The sequence below is a fragment of the Oerskovia merdavium genome (genome assembly GCF_014836755.1).
Taxonomy (GTDB): domain Bacteria; phylum Actinomycetota; class Actinomycetes; order Actinomycetales; family Cellulomonadaceae; genus Oerskovia; species Oerskovia merdavium.
In genome coordinates, this window is record NZ_JACSQF010000011.1 from 63,061 (window position 1) to 79,715 (window position 16,655).

14 protein-coding genes are annotated in these 16,655 nt (G+C 73.3%); 8 read left to right on the plus strand and 6 right to left on the minus strand.

Going from position 1 to position 16,655, the window contains the following annotated elements; all coding sequences use genetic code 11:
- Window positions 1-12 precede the first annotated feature (12 nt).
- Window positions 13-636, plus strand: a complete 624-nt coding sequence (locus H9641_RS11735) for a hypothetical protein (RefSeq protein ID WP_191803960.1) — start codon at window positions 13-15, stop codon at window positions 634-636.
- A gap of 33 nt (window positions 637-669) precedes the next feature.
- On the opposite strand, the gene H9641_RS11740 is transcribed toward H9641_RS11735, so the two are convergent.
- From H9641_RS11740 to H9641_RS11750, 3 genes are read right to left on the minus strand one after another with little or no spacing between them, the layout of a single operon-like run.
- On the minus strand, window positions 670-2,688 hold the full coding sequence (locus tag H9641_RS11740) for a hypothetical protein (RefSeq protein ID WP_191803962.1): 2,019 nt from the start codon (window positions 2,686-2,688) through the stop codon (window positions 670-672).
- The gene (locus H9641_RS11745; protein WP_191803964.1) at window positions 2,685-4,589 is read right to left on the minus strand and encodes an HSP90 family protein; all 1,905 of its coding nucleotides are present in this window, start codon (window positions 4,587-4,589) and stop codon (window positions 2,685-2,687) included. Before H9641_RS11745 ends, H9641_RS11740 begins: the two co-directional genes overlap by 4 nt.
- Window positions 4,586-5,086 carry a type III secretion system chaperone family protein gene (locus H9641_RS11750; protein ID WP_191803966.1) on the minus strand — a complete coding sequence of 167 codons (501 nt, stop codon included), beginning with the start codon at window positions 5,084-5,086 and terminating at the stop codon, window positions 4,586-4,588. Before H9641_RS11750 ends, H9641_RS11745 begins: the two co-directional genes overlap by 4 nt.
- Before the next feature lie 198 nt (window positions 5,087-5,284).
- Here H9641_RS11750 and miaA point away from each other — a divergent pair, with 198 nt between their 5' ends.
- A complete protein-coding gene (miaA, locus tag H9641_RS11755) occupies window positions 5,285-6,238 on the plus strand; it encodes a tRNA (adenosine(37)-N6)-dimethylallyltransferase MiaA (RefSeq protein WP_191803968.1) in 954 nt (317 codons plus the stop codon).
- Window positions 6,235-7,227, plus strand: a complete 993-nt coding sequence (locus H9641_RS11760; protein WP_191803970.1) for a diaminopimelate epimerase — start codon at window positions 6,235-6,237, stop codon at window positions 7,225-7,227. Before miaA ends, H9641_RS11760 begins: the two co-directional genes overlap by 4 nt.
- A 95-nt stretch (window positions 7,228-7,322) precedes the next feature.
- Here the strand turns inward: H9641_RS11760 and H9641_RS11765 are convergent, their stop codons facing one another.
- Window positions 7,323-7,985, minus strand: coding sequence for a class I SAM-dependent methyltransferase (locus H9641_RS11765; RefSeq protein ID WP_191803972.1), 663 nt, complete (start codon window positions 7,983-7,985; stop codon window positions 7,323-7,325).
- 226 nt (window positions 7,986-8,211) lie between these two features.
- Here H9641_RS11765 and hflX point away from each other — a divergent pair, with 226 nt between their 5' ends.
- The 3 genes from hflX (at window position 8,212) to H9641_RS11780 (ending at window position 12,957) form a co-directional block, all read left to right on the plus strand.
- The gene (gene hflX, locus H9641_RS11770) at window positions 8,212-9,744 is read left to right on the plus strand and encodes a GTPase HflX (RefSeq protein WP_191803974.1); all 1,533 of its coding nucleotides are present in this window, start codon (window positions 8,212-8,214) and stop codon (window positions 9,742-9,744) included.
- 121 nt (window positions 9,745-9,865) lie between these two features.
- The gene (locus tag H9641_RS11775) at window positions 9,866-11,923 is read left to right on the plus strand and encodes an ATP-dependent DNA helicase (protein WP_318244539.1); all 2,058 of its coding nucleotides are present in this window, start codon (window positions 9,866-9,868) and stop codon (window positions 11,921-11,923) included.
- 80 nt (window positions 11,924-12,003) lie between these two features.
- Window positions 12,004-12,957 carry an L-lactate dehydrogenase gene (locus H9641_RS11780; protein ID WP_191803976.1) on the plus strand — a complete coding sequence of 318 codons (954 nt, stop codon included), beginning with the start codon at window positions 12,004-12,006 and terminating at the stop codon, window positions 12,955-12,957.
- Between the two features lie 131 nt (window positions 12,958-13,088).
- On the opposite strand, the gene lexA is transcribed toward H9641_RS11780, so the two are convergent.
- Complete coding sequence (gene lexA, locus H9641_RS11785; RefSeq protein WP_191803978.1) at window positions 13,089-13,838, minus strand: transcriptional repressor LexA; 750 nt, start codon at window positions 13,836-13,838, stop codon at window positions 13,089-13,091.
- 295 nt (window positions 13,839-14,133) lie between these two features.
- On the opposite strand from lexA, the gene H9641_RS11790 reads away from it, so the two are divergent.
- Both H9641_RS11790 and nrdR read left to right on the plus strand, forming a co-directional pair.
- The gene (locus H9641_RS11790) at window positions 14,134-14,493 is read left to right on the plus strand and encodes a LysM peptidoglycan-binding domain-containing protein (protein ID WP_191803980.1); all 360 of its coding nucleotides are present in this window, start codon (window positions 14,134-14,136) and stop codon (window positions 14,491-14,493) included.
- A gap of 396 nt (window positions 14,494-14,889) precedes the next feature.
- A complete protein-coding gene (gene nrdR / locus H9641_RS11795) occupies window positions 14,890-15,435 on the plus strand; it encodes a transcriptional regulator NrdR (RefSeq protein WP_191803982.1) in 546 nt (181 codons plus the stop codon).
- Between the two features lie 101 nt (window positions 15,436-15,536).
- Here the strand turns inward: nrdR and H9641_RS11800 are convergent, their stop codons facing one another.
- Entirely contained in the window at window positions 15,537-16,613 is a 1,077-nt protein-coding gene (locus H9641_RS11800; protein WP_191803984.1) for an aldo/keto reductase, read from the minus strand.
- Between the last annotated feature and the right edge of the window lie 42 nt (window positions 16,614-16,655).

The window sequence follows — 16,655 nt, forward strand, 5'->3', positions numbered from 1 at the left end:
AGCGTGGCGCGCGTGATCGTCCGTGCCGTCGCCCTGCCTGGAACCCCCCTCCTCGTCCCCGGCGTCGCCGGGAGTGCCGTGGTGCTCGCGGACACGCGCGAGCACGTGCTCGGTGCGCTCCGGGACCTCGTCGCGCACGTGGACCGGGTGGTCGTGGTGGCGCCCGCGCCCCGAGGCGCGCCTGGACGCCGGGGCGAGCTGCGTCCTGCGCTCGAGGCGGTCGGCGTCGAGCCCCGCTGGTGGGGATGGGCGCCCGCCCCGGGCGCGGAAGAGCTGCCCGCCGCCGGGTTGCCCGCGTCGGTCGGGTTGCTGGCGCTCGCGGCTGCGGGCTGGCGGGGACCGGTCGAGGTCGTCGAGCTCGACGCGCGTCCCGCGGGCGAGGCCGGGCGGCTGGTCCGTGTGCTCGGGGAGGAACCTGGCACGGGTCTCGTGGTGGTGACGAGCACCGCGCCCGACGGCGCCGCTCACCCGGGTGGACCGGCGGCGGACCCGGCCGGTGCGGCCGGAGGGGTCGAGCACGAGGTGCTCGGCGCCCTGGGCGACTCGTTCGAGCAGGTCGTCGAGCGTTCGGTGGGGGAGTACGAGCAGCGCGCGTACGAGGTCGTGAGATTCGCCGGGGCGCCGGCCGGTCGGTGACCCACCGACCCACCGACCGGCCGGGCGCGACCGCTAGCGGTCGCTCAGCGTCGCCGCGACCTGTGCGGCTGCGTCCTCGCGACCCAGGCCGTGCAGGATCGCGACGAGCTCGTTGCCCACGCTCGCGCGCGACCGCTGGTCGCGTGCGAGCCGGAAGCCGTCGACCGCCGACTCGAGCACGTCGACGGCGCCCTCCGGATCGCCCGCCGCAGCCCGTGTGGTCCCGGCGAGCCAGAACGCGTGCGCGGCGCCCGAGAGGTCACCGGCCCGGGCGTACTCCTCGGCGACGGCCTCCGCTGCGGCCGACGCCTGCGCGTGATCGCCCGACGAGGCGAGCAGCCGGGCCCGGGTGTCCGAGAGCTCACGGCGCTCGCGGGACCGGAGGTCCGCGCGGGACGCGGGCTCGTCACCCGGGCGGTCCGGGGCATCCTGTTCGGCGCTGTGCGCGCTGCCCGCGGCGCCGCAGGGGCCGCCCAGGTCCGCGAGCTCCTTCTCGACCGTGACCAGGCCCGCGAGCGGGTCCCCTGCGCGGGCCGAGAGCCGGGCGAAGGCGCGCGCGACCTGGCCCCTGAACTCTGGTGCCACCCCGCCCGCGCGCAGCAGGGCCACGGCGCGAGGGAACGCGGTCAGCGCCCCTTCCAGGTCCTGCTCGAGCGCAGCGATCTGCGCGGCCTCGGCCAGGGCGAAGCCGGCGTCGGCCGGCAGACCCTGGGCCTCGAACGTCGACGAGGCCTCCTGGTACAGCAGCGCCGCGGACGCCGGGTCCGTCGCCGCTGCCTCGGTCGCACGGGCGACGAGCTCGGGGCCCGTGGGCCCTCCTCCAGGGTGGGACGTCGGGGCTGTCGCGGTCGGTGCGGCGCCGGGCCCGGGTTCGGTGACGCGCGCCGGGGCGAGGTCGTCGGGCACGGTGCCGCCGGTCGCTCCGGCGGCCGGCGACACCCCGCCCGAAGGTGCCGCCAGCACGCTCAGGCTCACGGGCAGGACGGTCGCAGCGCGCGCCCAGACCTTCTCGGTCCGCCGCGTCGCGGCGTCCGTCCCGTTGCGCGCGTCGAACGCCGCGGCGAGCTCGAGGGCCTGGGACCTGATCCACGCGTCGAGCCCCGCGACCGTCGACGCCGGGACCTCGCGCAGCGCGAGGCTCCGGTCACCGTGCTCGACCGCGAGGAGCGCGGTCGCGGTCCCGACGCTGAGCAGGAACGACCACCGGTCTCGCGGGGAGTCGGCGGACAGCAGGCTGTCCTGCTGCTCCTCGAGGCGACCGAGCGCTCGCTCGCCGTTGCCCGTCCGGGCCAGGAACTCGATGTGACGCCCCTGCGGACCGGTCATCGCGACGCCGTTGTCGAGGTGCCGCAGCCCCCGACGGTGCGTGGTCGCGGCCTTGTCCGCCTGCCCCTGCTCGAGGTAGGCGAGCTGGAGGTGGGAGAGCATGTCGCCCGGTTCCGTGGCGCACTCGGGCGACCCCGCGAGCACGGTCTCGAGGAGCCGTACCCCCTCGTCGGTGCGACCCGCGTCGAACAGGTACGCAGCGCGGTCGCCGGGCTCGCAGGCCTCGCACTGGGAGAAGTCGTCGCGCGGCGTGGCGACCCACGCCTCGTACGCGGCGGCGACGTCCTGCGTCCCGCGCGACCGCTCCCACTGGAAGCGGGACATGGTCACGGCGTTCATGCCGTTGCCCGCGACCGCGTACCGGCGCTCCATGTCGTCGAGCGTGCGGTCGATCTGCGCGGCCGGGACGGCCGGGAAGTCCATGAGGTTGCCGACCATCCACTTGAACGACCAGAACAGCGAGTGCGCGTCCTGCTCGTCGAAGTGCTCGGGGTGCTCGTCCCACCAGCGCAGGAGCTGGGTGAACGGCAGGTAGGCCTTGGTGACCTCGTTGCCCCACACGTAGGACTCGACGAGGACGAACAGCGCGTAGGCGCGGGCCTCGACCGGACCGTTCGCCGTGATCTCGTCGAGCTCGGCGGCGGCCGCGGTGCTCCGGGCGATCCCGTAGGGCAGGTCGCGGATGCGGGACAGGGCCCCGTTGGCCTCGTGGACCGAGCGGGTCATCGGTTCTCCTCCAGGGGGGTCGTTCCAGGGTGCAGCGCGCGGTCGAGCAGGACCGCGAGCGAGCCGTTCATGAGCGTCGCCTCGGAGGACCGCAGAGGTCTTCCGGACAGGAGCAGGGCCGTGACGTAGAGCGACTGGGCTCCCGCCTCCCGGACCTGCGGGTCCGTGGTCGCCAGGAGGGAACGGACCGTCCCGTTGGTGTCGTTGAGCACGAGCTGACGCGAGCGCGCGGGGCCCGAGAGCCCGGCGAGCACCTGGCCCCAGAGGTCGTCCGCGGCCTCGACGGTCGCACGGGTCTCGCGCTCGTGGTCACCGTCGCGGTCGTGCAGGAGCATCGCGGGCAGCACCGAGGGCTCGAAGGCACGCACGATCACCTCGCAGTCCTGCGGCGCGAGCGCGGCGTCGATCGCCTGCACCGAGCCGGCGATCTCGAGCTCGCGCAGCGGGTCGACCTCCAGGAGCGCCTGTGCGACGTCGCTCGACGTCACGGGCGACAGCCGCCACCGGGGAAAGCGGCGCGAGATGCGCTCGAGCAGGTCCGCGTCGTAGACGTACCCGCCGTTGACGAGCCCGAGCCCCTGCGCCGCGGCGACCGGCGCGACGCGCCGGAACTCCTCGACGCTGGGGGTCCACAGCAGGCGCGCGCCCTCGGGGAGCGCCGCCTGGAGGTCCGTGAGCGTGCCCGTGCCCTCGGTCGTCTCGAACGGGAGCACCCGGGCCGCGAGGTCCAGCATGTCGTCGTCCTGGAGCGCGAGGGCGCGGACCGCGAGGTGGTGCACCCGCAGGAACGCGCGCCCGGCGGGGGAGTCCTCGGCGAGCGCGGCCAGCGCCCAGGCGCGAACCTGCGCTCCCAGGGCCTCACGCGTCGCGAGCAGCACCTCGTCCTCGTAGAGCCCCTCGCGCGACGCGGTGGGGCGCAGCGCCGAGGCGTCGAGCACGCACCGCACGAAGAACGCCCAGGGCGGCAGCAGGTCGTCGACCTTGGTCCCCAGGAGCATGCGCTTGAGGTACACGCGATGGCTAGAGGGCGTGGTGGGCGACACTGCGGCGGGCAGGACGTACGCGACGCCGCTCAGGCCCGCGACCGGGATGTCCAGGTCGATCCGGGCGAGCGGCGTGAAGCCGAGCGTCTGCTCGGCGTAGCGTGTCAGGGCCGCGTCACGCTCGGCGGGCGTGGCGTGCGACTCCTTCCAGGGCAGCTCGTGGCCGCTCAGACGGCGCCAGACGGTGCCGGCTCCGTCCTCGTGCCCGGGCGAACCCGGTGCGTCGGCGTCCAGGTCCAGGCGTACCTCGACCTGAAGGTCCACGGGGAGCAGCGACCCGAAGTCCTGGGCGAGGGCCGTCACGGTCGCGGGGGCGAGCCAGTGCTCCATGTCGCGGCGCGGGCGCAGGCGGACGACGCTCCCGGGCTCGGCAGGGGCGGCGGGGTCGTCGGGCCCGATCTCTGCGAGCTCGTAGCTGCCGTCCGCGAACCCGCGCCAGCGCACGGGTGCGGGCCAGGTCCCGTCGTCGTGCCGACGCGCCGAGCGGGACGTGAGCTCGATCTCGTCCGCGACCATGAACGCGGACAGGAGGCCGATCCCGAACTGACCGAGGAACTCCTCGCGGCCCGTGCCGAGCTCGACGTCACGCTTGGAGCTGCGCCCGATCGTGGCGAGCAGCTCGCCGGCCTCGGCGAGCGTCAGGCCCACCCCGGAGTCGGCGACCTCGAGCCCGCCGTCGGGCAGCGGCCGGAGCCGGACGGTCGCCGGGGCGTCCTCTCCCGCGAGGCCGCGCCGCGCGGTGATCGCGTCCACGCCGTTCTGCAGGAGCTCGCGCAGGTAGACGCGGGGGCTGCTGTACAGGTGGCGTGCCAGGAGGTCGACGACCCCGTGCAGGTCGACCTGGAACGTGCTCGTCAAAGCGGGCGGTCCTCGACGTAGACGTTCGCGTCCGTGGGCCCGGCGTCCGGGGCGGGGAAGCGCTCGTCGAGCTGCTCGAAGAACTGCAGGCCGGAGAACAGCCCGCACTCGACGAGCTGCTCCAGCTGGTCGTCGGCCACGCCGAACTCGAGGTCGGTCGAGACCTCGGCGTACACGCCGAGCTCGTCGCCCTCGACGCGGGAGTACACCTTGGGCCAGATCTTGCTCTGGTTGACCTCGTTGGCCAGGAGCGCGACCTGGGTCTGGTCGGCGGCCGAGAGCGTGCGGCTCCACCGGCCCCGGACCTGCAGGATCTCGTCCTTGGTCCCCATCACGAAGAAGTAGAAGACGTTGCCGTCCCAGCTGCCGCCCAGGTCGCCGTCGTCGTCGATGCCGTAGTTCCAGCCCTTGCTCGTGAGGATCGCCTCGATGCGGTCCCGCGAGAGCGGAGCGTTCGCGGGGGGAAGGGTCTCTTCCGGCTTGGAGAAGAAGCTCATGTCTCGATTCCTCGTCGTGTGGTGGGTCCGCGCACGGCGGCGCAGGGCAGGTGCGACGCACCGGGCTGCCGGTGGCCACCCGTGGAGCCTACGCAGGACCACCCACACAGGGACAGGGGGGACACACCGGACGGGAGGGGACGCGCCCCGCGGGCGGGGGCGAGGCGACGGGCCGTCCCCGGCGGGTACGGTTCTCGGATGCTCATCGTCGCCGTCGTCGGCCCCACCGCGACCGGGAAGTCGGACCTCGCCCTCGACCTCGCCCAGGCCCTCGCCCCTGCCGAGGTCGTCAACGCCGACGCCTACCAGCTCTACCGCGGCATGGACGTGGGCACCGCGAAGGTCCCGGTCGCCGATCGTCGCGGGATCGTCCACCACCAGCTCGACGTGCTGGACCCCCACGAGGACGCCTCGGTCGCCGACTACCAGGCCGCGGCCCGTGCGGACCTCGACGCGATCGACGCGCGGGGCGCTCGTGCGGTCGTCGTCGGCGGCTCGGGCCTCTACGTGCGGGCCCTGCTCGACGAGATGAACTTCCCGGGCACGGACCCGGACGTCCGCGCGCGCCTCGAGGAGCGCGCCGAGCGCGAGGGGACCAGGGCGCTCCACTCCGAGCTCGCGCGGCTCGACCCCGGTGCCGCGACGTCGATCGGCCCCGCCAACACACGCCGCATCGTGCGAGCGCTCGAGGTCATCGAGATCACGGGCGAACCGTTCACCGCGAACCTCCCGCGCCAGGAGTACGTGCGCCCCGCCGTCCAGATCGGTCTCGACTGCGACCGCGAGACCCTCGACGCCCGCGTGGCGGGTCGGGTCGAGCGCATGTGGGAGCTGGGGCTGCTCGACGAGGTCCGTGCGCTCGCGCCGCGGCTGGGCCGTACCGCCGAGCGTGCGGTCGGCTACGCCGAGGTGCTGGCCCACCTGCGCGGGGAGATCACCGCCGACGAGGCGCGCGAGCAGATCACCGCGAACACGCGCCGGCTGGCCCGCAAGCAGATGGGCTGGTTCGGCCGCGACTCGCGCGTGCACTGGCTCGACGCGCAGTCGCCCACGCTCCTGGCCGACGCCCTGGAGATCGTCCGCGCGGGCGACGACGGCACCCTGGACACGCGCACGGACGAGCGTCCGACGCGCCGTAGTCTGGGCTCATGAGCCTGCCGCCGCCCCGTTCGACGACCCGTTTCGCCAAGGGCCACGGGACCCGCAACGACTTCGTCCTGCTCGCCGACCTCGAGGGGAGCCGCGACGTCGACGTCGAGCAGGTCCGCGCGCTCGCCGACCGTCGCGCGGGCATCGGCGGCGACGGCGTGATCCGGCTGGTCCCCACGGCCTACGTGCCCGAGTCCGCGGCGGTCCTCGCCGAGGACCCCGAGGCGATCTGGTTCATGGACTACCGCAACGCGGACGGCTCGGTCGCCGAGATGTGCGGCAACGGCGTGCGCGTCTTCGCGGCCTTCGCCGAGCGCCTGGGGCTCGTGGACCTCACGCCTGCCCCTGTCGCGACGGACGACGCAGGCGCGTCCGACGTCCCGGCCACCCCCGCGGCACCACGGGTCCTCGCCGTGGGCACGCGAGCAGGGGTCAAGTACGTCCGCAAGGAGGCGAACGGCTGGTACGCCGTGGACATGGGCCCCTGGTTCCTCCCAGGAGGCCGCACGGCGCTCGACGAGGGTTTCGACGCCGAGGTCACGGTCAAGGGGTGGGAGGTCGCCCGCCCCGCGCTGAGCGTCGACCTGGGCAACCCCCACACGGTGCTCGCGCTGCCGCACGAGGACGAGCTCGAGGCCGCCGACCTGACCGCGGTGCCCGGCGTCTCCCCGCTGCCCCCGCACGGCACGAACGTCGAGCTCGTCGTCCCCCTCGGCGAGGAGGTCTCGGTCGACGGGACCGTCGTCGGGCGTCTGCGCATGCGCGTGCACGAGCGCGGCGTGGGCGAGACCGAGTCGTGCGGCACGGGCGCGTGCGCCGCGGCGCTCGCGGTCCGGGCGTGGGGTGGCCCGCAGTCGCCGGATGTGTGGCTCGTCGACGTGCCGGGTGGCACGGTGCGCGTGACGGCCCTCGAGGGCGGCCGCGTCGAGCTCGCCGGTCGCGCGGAGATCGTGTTCGGGGGAGAGATCGACCTGGCGGCGTTCGGGCGCTGACCGCGACGGCCCGACGGCGCAGCGCCCCGGGTGCTCGGCGCGCGTCGGGCGCAGGTCCCGTCGGGGCAGGACCGACTGCCGCGCGGAGCGAGGGCTCAGCCCGCGCGCGTGACCTCGAGGACGCGGAACCCCTTGGCGCTCGCGAGCTTGGTCACCGACAGGTCGTCGTCGAGGTGCTCGTTCAGCCAGGCCATGAGCGAGTCGGCACCGAGGTTGCGCTGCACCACGAGGTAGGCCTCGGTACCCGGCTCGAGCCGGGGCAGCCAGTGCAGCAGCATGTCGTGCAGCACCTCCTTGCCGACCCGGATGGGCGGGTTGGACCAGATCGCGGCGAACCGGACGTCCTTGGGGACGTCCTCGGGGCGCACCGCGCGTACGTTCTCCAGGCCCAGCCGGGCGGCGTTGCGCCGGACCAGGTCGAGGGCGCGCTCGTTGACGTCCACGGCCCACACGGTCGAGCCCGGCGACTCGATCGCCATGCTCAGGGCGACCGGGCCCCAGCCGCAGCCCAGGTCGAGGAGGTGCGCGGCGCCGTCGGGCCCGGAGACCGCGGGCGGGAGGTCCGGGACCGAGCGCAGGAGCACCTGCGTCCCCAGGTCCAGGCGGCCCGGGGAGAAGATGCCCGACGCGACCTCGACCGTGACCTCGCGGCCCGCGAGACGGACGGTGAGCTCCCGACGTTCCTCGGCGGACGCGGGCTGCGCCGTGAAGTAGTGGTCCGGTGAGGGCTCGGGCGTCGTGCCAGGGGTGGTCGTCACGAGGGTCGATCCTATCGGGCGCCCTGCGCGGGGCCGCCCCGCACGGGCGGTTCCCGCGGGCGCTGCGGGCGTGAAAGGCTGCGCTCGCGGCGAATAGGTTCGCGCCGGGACGATCCGGCGTGCCACGCTTGTTGTACGACATGCCGACCGGAGCGTCTTCCGGACGGCGTCGACCGGCCCAGGTCACACGGACCCGGGGCCCGGACCCTCAGCTGAAAGGCGGCCCATGACCCAGACCCCTGCGAACCCCACCCCCGAGACCGCACCGGAGATCGTGGAGCGCCCCGAGCGCGACATCGCCGGTGACGTCGTGGCACGGGTGCTCGCTCGGGCGGGGACCGCGCGCGCCGAGGGGGGCACCCAGCACTCCGTCTACGACGGCGAGCAGCTCGAGCTCGCCGAGCGCACGGCGCTGCGACGGGTCGCCAACCTCTCGACCGAGCTCGAGGACGTCACCGAGGTCGAGTACCGCCAGCTGCGCCTCGAGAAGGTCGTGCTCGTCGGTCTCTACACGGGCAGCGGCGACGCCGCGGCGGCCGAGGCCGAGGTCTCGCTGCGCGAGCTCGCGGCACTCGCCGAGACGGCGGGGTCCCAGGTGCTCGACGGCGTGCTCCAGCGTCGCCAGAAGCCGGACCCCGGGACGTACCTCGGCTCGGGCAAGGCCGCCGAGCTCGCCGGCGTCGTCGCGGCCACGGGCGCGGACACCGTCGTGATCGACGGCGAGCTCGCGCCCTCGCAGCGACGTGCGCTCGAGGACATCGTCAAGGTCAAGGTCGTCGACCGGACCGCGCTGATCCTCGACATCTTCGCCCAGCACGCCAAGTCGCGGGAGGGCAAGGCGCAGGTCGAGCTCGCACAGCTCGAGTACCTGCTCCCGCGTCTGCGCGGCTGGGGCGAGTCGATGTCCCGCCAGGCCGGTGGCCAGGTCGGTGGCGCGGGAGCAGGCATGGGCTCGCGCGGTCCCGGTGAGACCAAGATCGAGCTCGACCGCCGCCGCATTCGCGACCGCATGACCAAGCTGCGGCGCGAGATCGCCGCGATGGCGCCGGCCCGCGAGACCAAGCGGTCCTCGCGCAAGCGCCACGCCATCCCGTCGGTCGCGATCGCCGGGTACACCAACGCGGGCAAGTCCAGCCTGCTCAACGCGCTGACCGGCGCCGGGGTGCTCGTCGAGAACGCGCTGTTCGCGACCCTCGACCCCACGGTGCGGCGCGCGCAGACCGAGGACGGGCGCGTCTACACGCTCGCGGACACGGTCGGGTTCGTCCGCGCGCTGCCGCACCAGCTCGTCGAGGCGTTCCGCTCGACGCTCGAGGAGGTCGGCCAGGCCGACCTGCTGCTGCACGTCGTCGACGCGTCGCACCCCGATCCCGAGGGGCAGATCGCCGCGGTCCGTCACGTCCTCGCGGACATCCCGGGCATCGACCAGGTGCTCGAGATCGTCGTGCTCAACAAGGTCGACATCGCCGACCCCGACGTCGTGGCCCGCATCCGTGGGCGCGAGCGACGCACGATCGTGGTCTCGGCGCACACCGGGCAGGGGATCGACGACCTGCTCCAGCTCATCTCCGACGAGCTGCCGCGGCCCGACGTCTCGGTCGACCTCGTGGTGCCCTACCACCGGGGCGACCTGGTCAACCGCGTGCACCTCACGGGCGAGATCGACCTCGAGGAGCACGTCGAGACGGGCACGCGCCTGCTCGCACGCGTCGACGAGGGGCTCGCGCTCGAGCTCCACGCGGTCGCCGTCCGCGCCTGAGCGCGCGAGGCCCGGGCTTCGAGGAGCCCGGGCCCCTGCTCGGGCGTGCCCAGGCGCCTGCGCGGGCTGCCCTTGCAGGGTCCAGGATCGTCGTGTCGGAGGGTCGCCGTAGACTTCCGGGGTGCCCGAGGAGACCACCACCACCCTGACCACGGGCTCTGCGACCCCTGACGTCGAGGAGCTGCTCGACCTCGCGGTCGGCGCCCTCGGCGGCGGGCGCCGCGCGGGCCAGCACCAGATGGCCGTGAGCGTCGCGACCGCGATCGACGGCTCGGGTGGCCCTGACCACCTCCTGGTCCAGGCGGGCACCGGTACCGGGAAGTCGCTCGGCTACCTCGTGCCCGCGGTGCGCCACGCCGTGTGCGAGGACGAGCGCGTCATCGTCTCGACCGCGACCCTCGCGCTCCAGCGCCAGATCATCACGCGAGACCTCCCGCTGGTCGCCCAGGCCGTCGCCGACAAGCTCCCGCGCGAGCCCCGCATCGCCCTCCTCAAGGGCTGGCACAACTACCTGTGCCAGCACAAGATCGAGGGGGGCTACCCGGCCGACGAACCCACGCTGTTCGACCTGCCCACGGGCGGCGAGCGTGCAGGCGTCGCGGAGCATCCCGCTCCGGGCGCGGCGTCGGGGGCCGCAGCGCTCGGCGAGCAGGTCGTGCGGCTGCGCGAGTGGGCGCAGGAGACCACGACGGGCGACCGGGACGACCTGGTGCCCGGCGTCTCGGACAAGGCCTGGCGGCAGGTCTCGGTCACGGCCCTCGAGTGCCTGGGGGCCAAGTGCCCGCTCATCGACGACTGCTTCCCCGACCAGGCCCGCACGAGCGCGCGCGAGGCGGACGTCGTCGTGACCAACCACGCGATGCTCGGCATCGCCGCGTCGGGCTCGCCCGGGGTCCTGCCCGAGCACGGCGTGGTCGTGGTCGACGAGGCCCACGAGCTCAGCGACCGGGTCACGGCCGCCGCCACGGCCGACCTCTCGGTGCCCATCATCGAGCACGCAGCACGGCTCGCGCGTCGCCACGGGGGCGTGCAGACGACAGACCTCGACCTCGCGATCGGCGCGTTCGGGACCGTGGTCGCCTCGCTGCCGGCCGAGCGCTTCCCGGACGGCCTGCCCGACGACGCGCGCTCGGCCGTCGCGGCGGTCCGTGACGCGGCGCGCACCGTGCTCAGCGCGCTCAAGCCGGACACCTCGGGCGGCCCCCAGGCGCAGCCCGACACCGGGATGAAGATGGCTCAGGCCACCATGCTCCAGGTCTTCGAGATCGCCGAGCGCATGGCGCAGGACCCCACGGGGCACGACGTCCTGTGGTGCTCGCGCGCGGGCGAGGACGGCCGGTGGAGCGGGGACGGCGTGAGCAGGCTGCACGCCGCGCCGCTCGCGGTGGCCGGTCTCATCCGGACCAACCTCCTGACCGAGCGCACGGGCGTCTTCACGTCGGCGACCCTGGCGCTCGGAGGGACGTTCGACCCCGTGGCCCGCTCCCTGGGGCTCGACGACGACGGGGCGACCTGGAGCGGTCTGGACGTCGGCAGCCCGTTCGACTACCCCCAGCAGGGCATCCTCTACATCGCCAAGCACCTGCCTCAGCCCGGCCGCGAGGCCGCGACGGACGGGCAGCTCGACGAGATCGCCGACCTCATCACGGCGGCGGGCGGGCGGACCCTGGGCCTGTTCTCGTCGCGGCGCGCGGCGCTCGCGGTCGCCGAGGCCATGCGTGATCGGCTCGACGTCCCCGTCCTGTGCCAGGGCGACGACCAGCTGCCCACGCTCGTCAAGGAGTTCGCCGCAGACCCGCGGACGTGCCTGTTCGGCACGCTGTCGTTGTGGCAGGGCGTGGACGTCCCCGGGCCGAGCTGCCAGCTCGTGCTCATCGACCGGATCCCGTTCCCTCGCCCCGACGACCCGGTGAAGTCGGCGCGCGCCCGCGCGGTCGAGGCCGCGGGGGGCAACGGCTTCATGCAGGTCTCGGCCAACCACGCGGCCCTGCTCCTCGCTCAGGGGGCGGGCCGGCTCATCCGGTCGACCGCAGACCGCGGTGTCGTCGCGGTCCTCGATCCGCGCCTCGCGACGGCCCGGTACGGGTCCTACCTCACCAAGTCGATGCCGGACTTCTGGACCACGACCGACCGACGTGTCGTCCTCTCTGCGCTCGAGCGCCTGTCCGCCCTAGGCTGAGACCTGGCAGTCCACGCGGTGGACGCGGCCGCTGCCCCGGCGGCGGCCGGACGCCTGCCGCACAACGTCCAGGAGGCACAGTGCCCGCCCGTACCACCAAGCTCGCGATCGTCGGCGCAGGTTCCGTCGGATCGACCCTCGCCTACGCGGCGCTCATGCGAGGGGCCGCTCACACCGTGAGCCTCCTCGACATCAACAAGACCAAGGTGGAGGCCGAGGTCCTCGACCTCCAGCACGGCATCCAGTTCATGCCCATGGCCAAGGTCGAGGGATCCGACGACGTCGCGGTGTGCGCCGACGCGGACGTCGTGGTCTTCACCGCGGGTGCCAAGCAGAAGCCCGGGCAGACGCGCCTGGACCTCGCGGGCGCGACCATCTCGCTCGTCCGGAACATCCTGCCGGGGCTCGTCGAGGTCGCACCCAACGCGATCTACATCATGGTGACCAACCCGGTCGACGTCGTGACGTACGCGGCGCTCAAGTACTCCGGCCTGCCGGCGAACCAGCTCTTCGGCAGCGGGACGGTCCTGGACTCCTCCCGCCTGCGCTTCCTGGTCGCGCAGCACTGCGGCGTCGCGGTGCAGAACGTCCACGCCTACATCGCGGGCGAGCACGGCGACAGCGAGATCCCGCTCTGGAGCTCCGCGACCATCAGCGGCGTCCCTCTGCTCGACTGGAAGGGGCTCACGGGCCGCGGGCCGCTCACCGCAGAGGTGCGCGAGGACATCGCGCACGAGGTCGTGCAGTCGGCCTACCGCATCATCGAGGGCAAGGGCGCGACCAACTACGCGGTCGCGCTCGCCGCCACCCGCATCATCGAGGCGATCCTCGACGACGAGCACCGGGTCCTGCCCGTCTCCTCGCTCCTGGAGGACTTCCACGGGATCAGCGACGTGTGCCTGTCGGTGCCGTCGCTGCTCGAGCGGCGAGGGTGCGGGGAGCGGATCGAGGTCCCGCTGTCCGACATCGAGCTCGCTGGTCTGCGCTCGTCGGCGGACTCGGTGCGCGCGGTCGCGAAGAGCTTCGGGCTGTGACGGCGACTCGCTAGAGCGGGTTCTCGCGCGAGAGTCCTGGGGTCGCTGGTCGGCGAACCTCGGACGACGAAGGGGACGGCCTGTGCGGCCGTCCCCTTCGTCATGCAGGAGCAGGGTGCTGAGGGGGCAGGTCAGAGACTGCGCAGGACCGAGACGACGCGGCCGAGCACCTGGGCGTCGTCGCCCGACAGCGGGCGGTACGCCTCGTTGTGCGGCATGAGCCAGACGTGCCCGTCGATGCGCTTGAACGTCTTGACGGTCGCCTCGCCGTCGATCATGGCGGCGACGATCTCGCCGTTCTCCGCGACGGGCTGGCGGCGGACGACGACCCAGTCGCCGTCGCAGATCGCCGCGTCGATCATGGAGTCGCCCGACACGCGCAGCAGGAAGAGCTCACCGTCGCCCACGAGCTGACGGGGCAGCGGGAACACGTCCTCGACGACCTGCTCGGCGAGGATGGGACCACCGGCTGCGATGCGCCCCACGACGGGGACGTACGACGGGGTGGGACGCTCGGGGGAGTCCTCGGCCGGGTCCACGCCCTCCACGCGCGGGAAGCCGCTGCCGGGCAGAGCGCGGATCCCGCGCGAGTCGTCGGTCTGGACGACCTCGATGGCGCGGGGCCTGTTGGGGTCGCGGCGCAGGTAGCCCTTGCGCTCGAGCGTCGTCAGCTGGTGCTTGACGCTCGACGGGCTGGTCAGGCCGACGGCCTCGCCGATCTCGCGCATGCTCGGCGGGTAGCCGCGCTGCTCGACCGACGCCCGGATCGTCTCGAGGACCAGGCGCTGGCGTGCCGTGAGCCCGTCCCCGCCCGTCGCAGGGTCGGGGAGCTCGTGCACCTTCGCGAGCCTGCCCGTGGTGTCGGCCACCCGTCCCGCCATCGTCGTCTCCGCCCTGCTCGGCCGTTCCGGTCCTTGTCCTGCGGAAAGAGCGCCGCGCGCGGCACCGTCTCCTCGAAGAGCTCCCGGTCGCCTGCGCGCGCCCCGAAGGGGCCCGACATATCGGACGACCGGTACAGGTCCAGCGTAGGTCACCGCGCGACACGAATCAAACACATGTTCGAGCATGTCTCGACAACACGCGCCGTCGGTGATAGAAATCGTACAGATGTTCGACGTACAGGTGTTCGAACCGACCGGGGAAGGCGGTTCGGGCACCCCTGGCGAAGGAGTGGACATGAGCGCAGTGGTGTCGATCGACGAGTGGCGTGCGGCACGGCGTCAGGAGTCGGCGTCGGAACGCCCCCTCCGCCTGACGCGGCGCGGTCGGGTCGTCCTGACGGCGCTCGTCCTCGGGTTCATGGCGCTCGTCGTGCTGTGGGGCGGGAAGGCCTTCGCCTCGGGACCCGGCGAGCCGCGCGAGGTCACGGTGCACGCGGTCGAGGCCGGCGAGACGCTCTGGCAGCACGCTGCGGCTCTCGCCGGGGGAGATCGCGACGTGCGTGACCTCGTGGACGAGCTGATGGCCCTCAACGGGCTCTCCTCGACCAGTCTTCAGGTCGGGCAGCAGCTGCTGCTCCCTGTGGACGAGGGGTGACGTGTCACCCCGAGGGGCCGGGGCGGCGCGAGTCGTGCCTGGTCCGGCCGTGTCCCGGCGTCTTGCTCCTGGAGCAGGGGTTGCGCACTGCCCTTAGGTTCCCCTAAGTTAGTACTGCCTCACCAACCCGGCTGGGGGGTCGGTCGGTGAGGAGGAGACGCGCATCGCTGCGTCTCCGCAGTTGCGTCGACGTCCGCGAGGCGAGTCGCGGGCGTGAGATGGGGACGGGGGCGTCCCGACGGAGGTGGCCGGTTCTCGGCCACCTCCGTTCTCCGTTTGTGACCGATGCCCGGCGCGAGGCGCCTTGCATGTCGCCGAGCGGGCGACGTACGTTCGGGGCGCACCTTCGGAGCGGCCGCTCCGGAGCCAGGCCGACCAGCACAGGAGACCTTTCCCATGCACTGTCCGTTCTGCCGGCACGCGGACTCTCGGGTCGTCGACTCACGGACCTCCGACGACGGCGCATCGATCCGTCGTCGCCGCCAGTGCCCTGCGTGCAACCGGCGCTTCACCACGATCGAGACCGCGAGCCTGTCCGTGGTCAAGCGTTCGGGAGTGACCGAGCCGTTCAGCCGGGAGAAGATCGTCACCGGCGTGCGCAAGGCCTGCCAGGGGCGACCGGTCAACGAGGACGATCTCGCGGTGCTGGCCCAGCGCGTCGAGGAGTCGCTGCGGGCCGGAGGCAGCGCCGAGCTCGACGCCTACGAGATCGGCCTGGCGATCCTCGGCCCGCTGCGCGAGCTCGACGAGGTCGCCTACCTGCGCTTCGCGAGCGTCTACCAGGCCTTCGACTCGCTCGAGGACTTCGAGGCCGCGATCAACTCGTTGCGCGCCGAGCGTGAGGCTCGGGAGGACGCGGTGCGTGAGCTCGACGGCTCCGGGACCGTCGACCATGCGCAGGAGGACCCCGCACCCGCGGGAGGGGCTTCGCACCTGGCGTGACCAGGTGGCCGCGCGGACCCGTTGCTGGGCGAGCCGCGTCCCGTCGGGGTGTGAACCGCGTCGGCAGGGGGTAGGCGCAGTCCGCAGCGGCCGGTCGGTGCTCAGAGCCTGCTCGACCGATCGGCCCAGATGTTGATGCCGGTGTCGAGCGGACGCGACGTGCCGTCCGGGGCCGTCTCGAGCGACACGGCGTCGATCGCCGCGAGCTCGGCGGGGGAGAACGGGGCAGCCTCGAGCGCGCGCAGGTTCTCGTCGAGCTGGGCGGTGGTGCGCGCGCCCACCAGGACCGAGGTCACCCGCGGGTCGCGGAGAGTCCAGGCGAGCGCCATCTGTGGCAGGGACTCGCCGCGACCCGACGCGATCTCGTGCAGCGCGCGGACCCGGGCGAGGTTCTCCGGCGAGAGGAACTCGGGACGGAGCGAGACGCCGCGCGCGGCGCGGGAGTCGTCGGGCACCCCGTCGAGGTAGCGGTCGGTCAGCATGCCCTGGGCCAGGGGTGAGAAGACGACGAGACCTGTCCCTGAGTCACCGGCGACGTCGAGCAGGGTCCTACCGTCGGTCCCCGGTTCCTCGATCCAGCGGTTCAGGATCGAGTAGGACGGCTGGTGCAGGACCAGCGGCAGGCCCAGGTCCGCGGCGATCTCGAGCGCCTGCGCGGTACGGCGGGCCGAGTAGGACGAGATCGCGGCGTACCGGGCGCGTCCCGAGGTCACGGCCGTGGCGAGGGCACCGATCGTCTCGGTCAGGGGGGTCGTCGGGTCGTACCGGTGGGAGTAGAACACGTCCACGTGCTCGACCCCCAGGCGCCGCAGCGAGGCGTCGAGCGAGGACAGCAGGTACTTGCGCGACCCACCCTCGCCGTAGGGGCCAGGTCCCATGCGGTAGCCGGCCTTGGTCGAGAGGAGGAGCTCGTCGCGGTGTCCGCGCAGGTCGCTCGCGAGCACGCGACCGAACCCGGCCTCGGCCGATCCCGGAGGTGGGCCGTAGTTGTTCGCGAGGTCGAAGTGGACGACCCCTCGCTCGTAGGCGTGCAGCACGAGCTCGCGCTGCACGGCGTACGGCGTGGAGTCCCCGAAGTTCTGCCACAGTCCGAGCGACAGGGCAGGCAGGCTCAGCCCTGACCTGCCGGCTGGCCGGAACTTCATGCCATCGGTGCTCTCCGGTGTTTTGTGCGACATGTCTCGACCGTACCCGGTCGTATTCGCTGGCGTTACCGATCG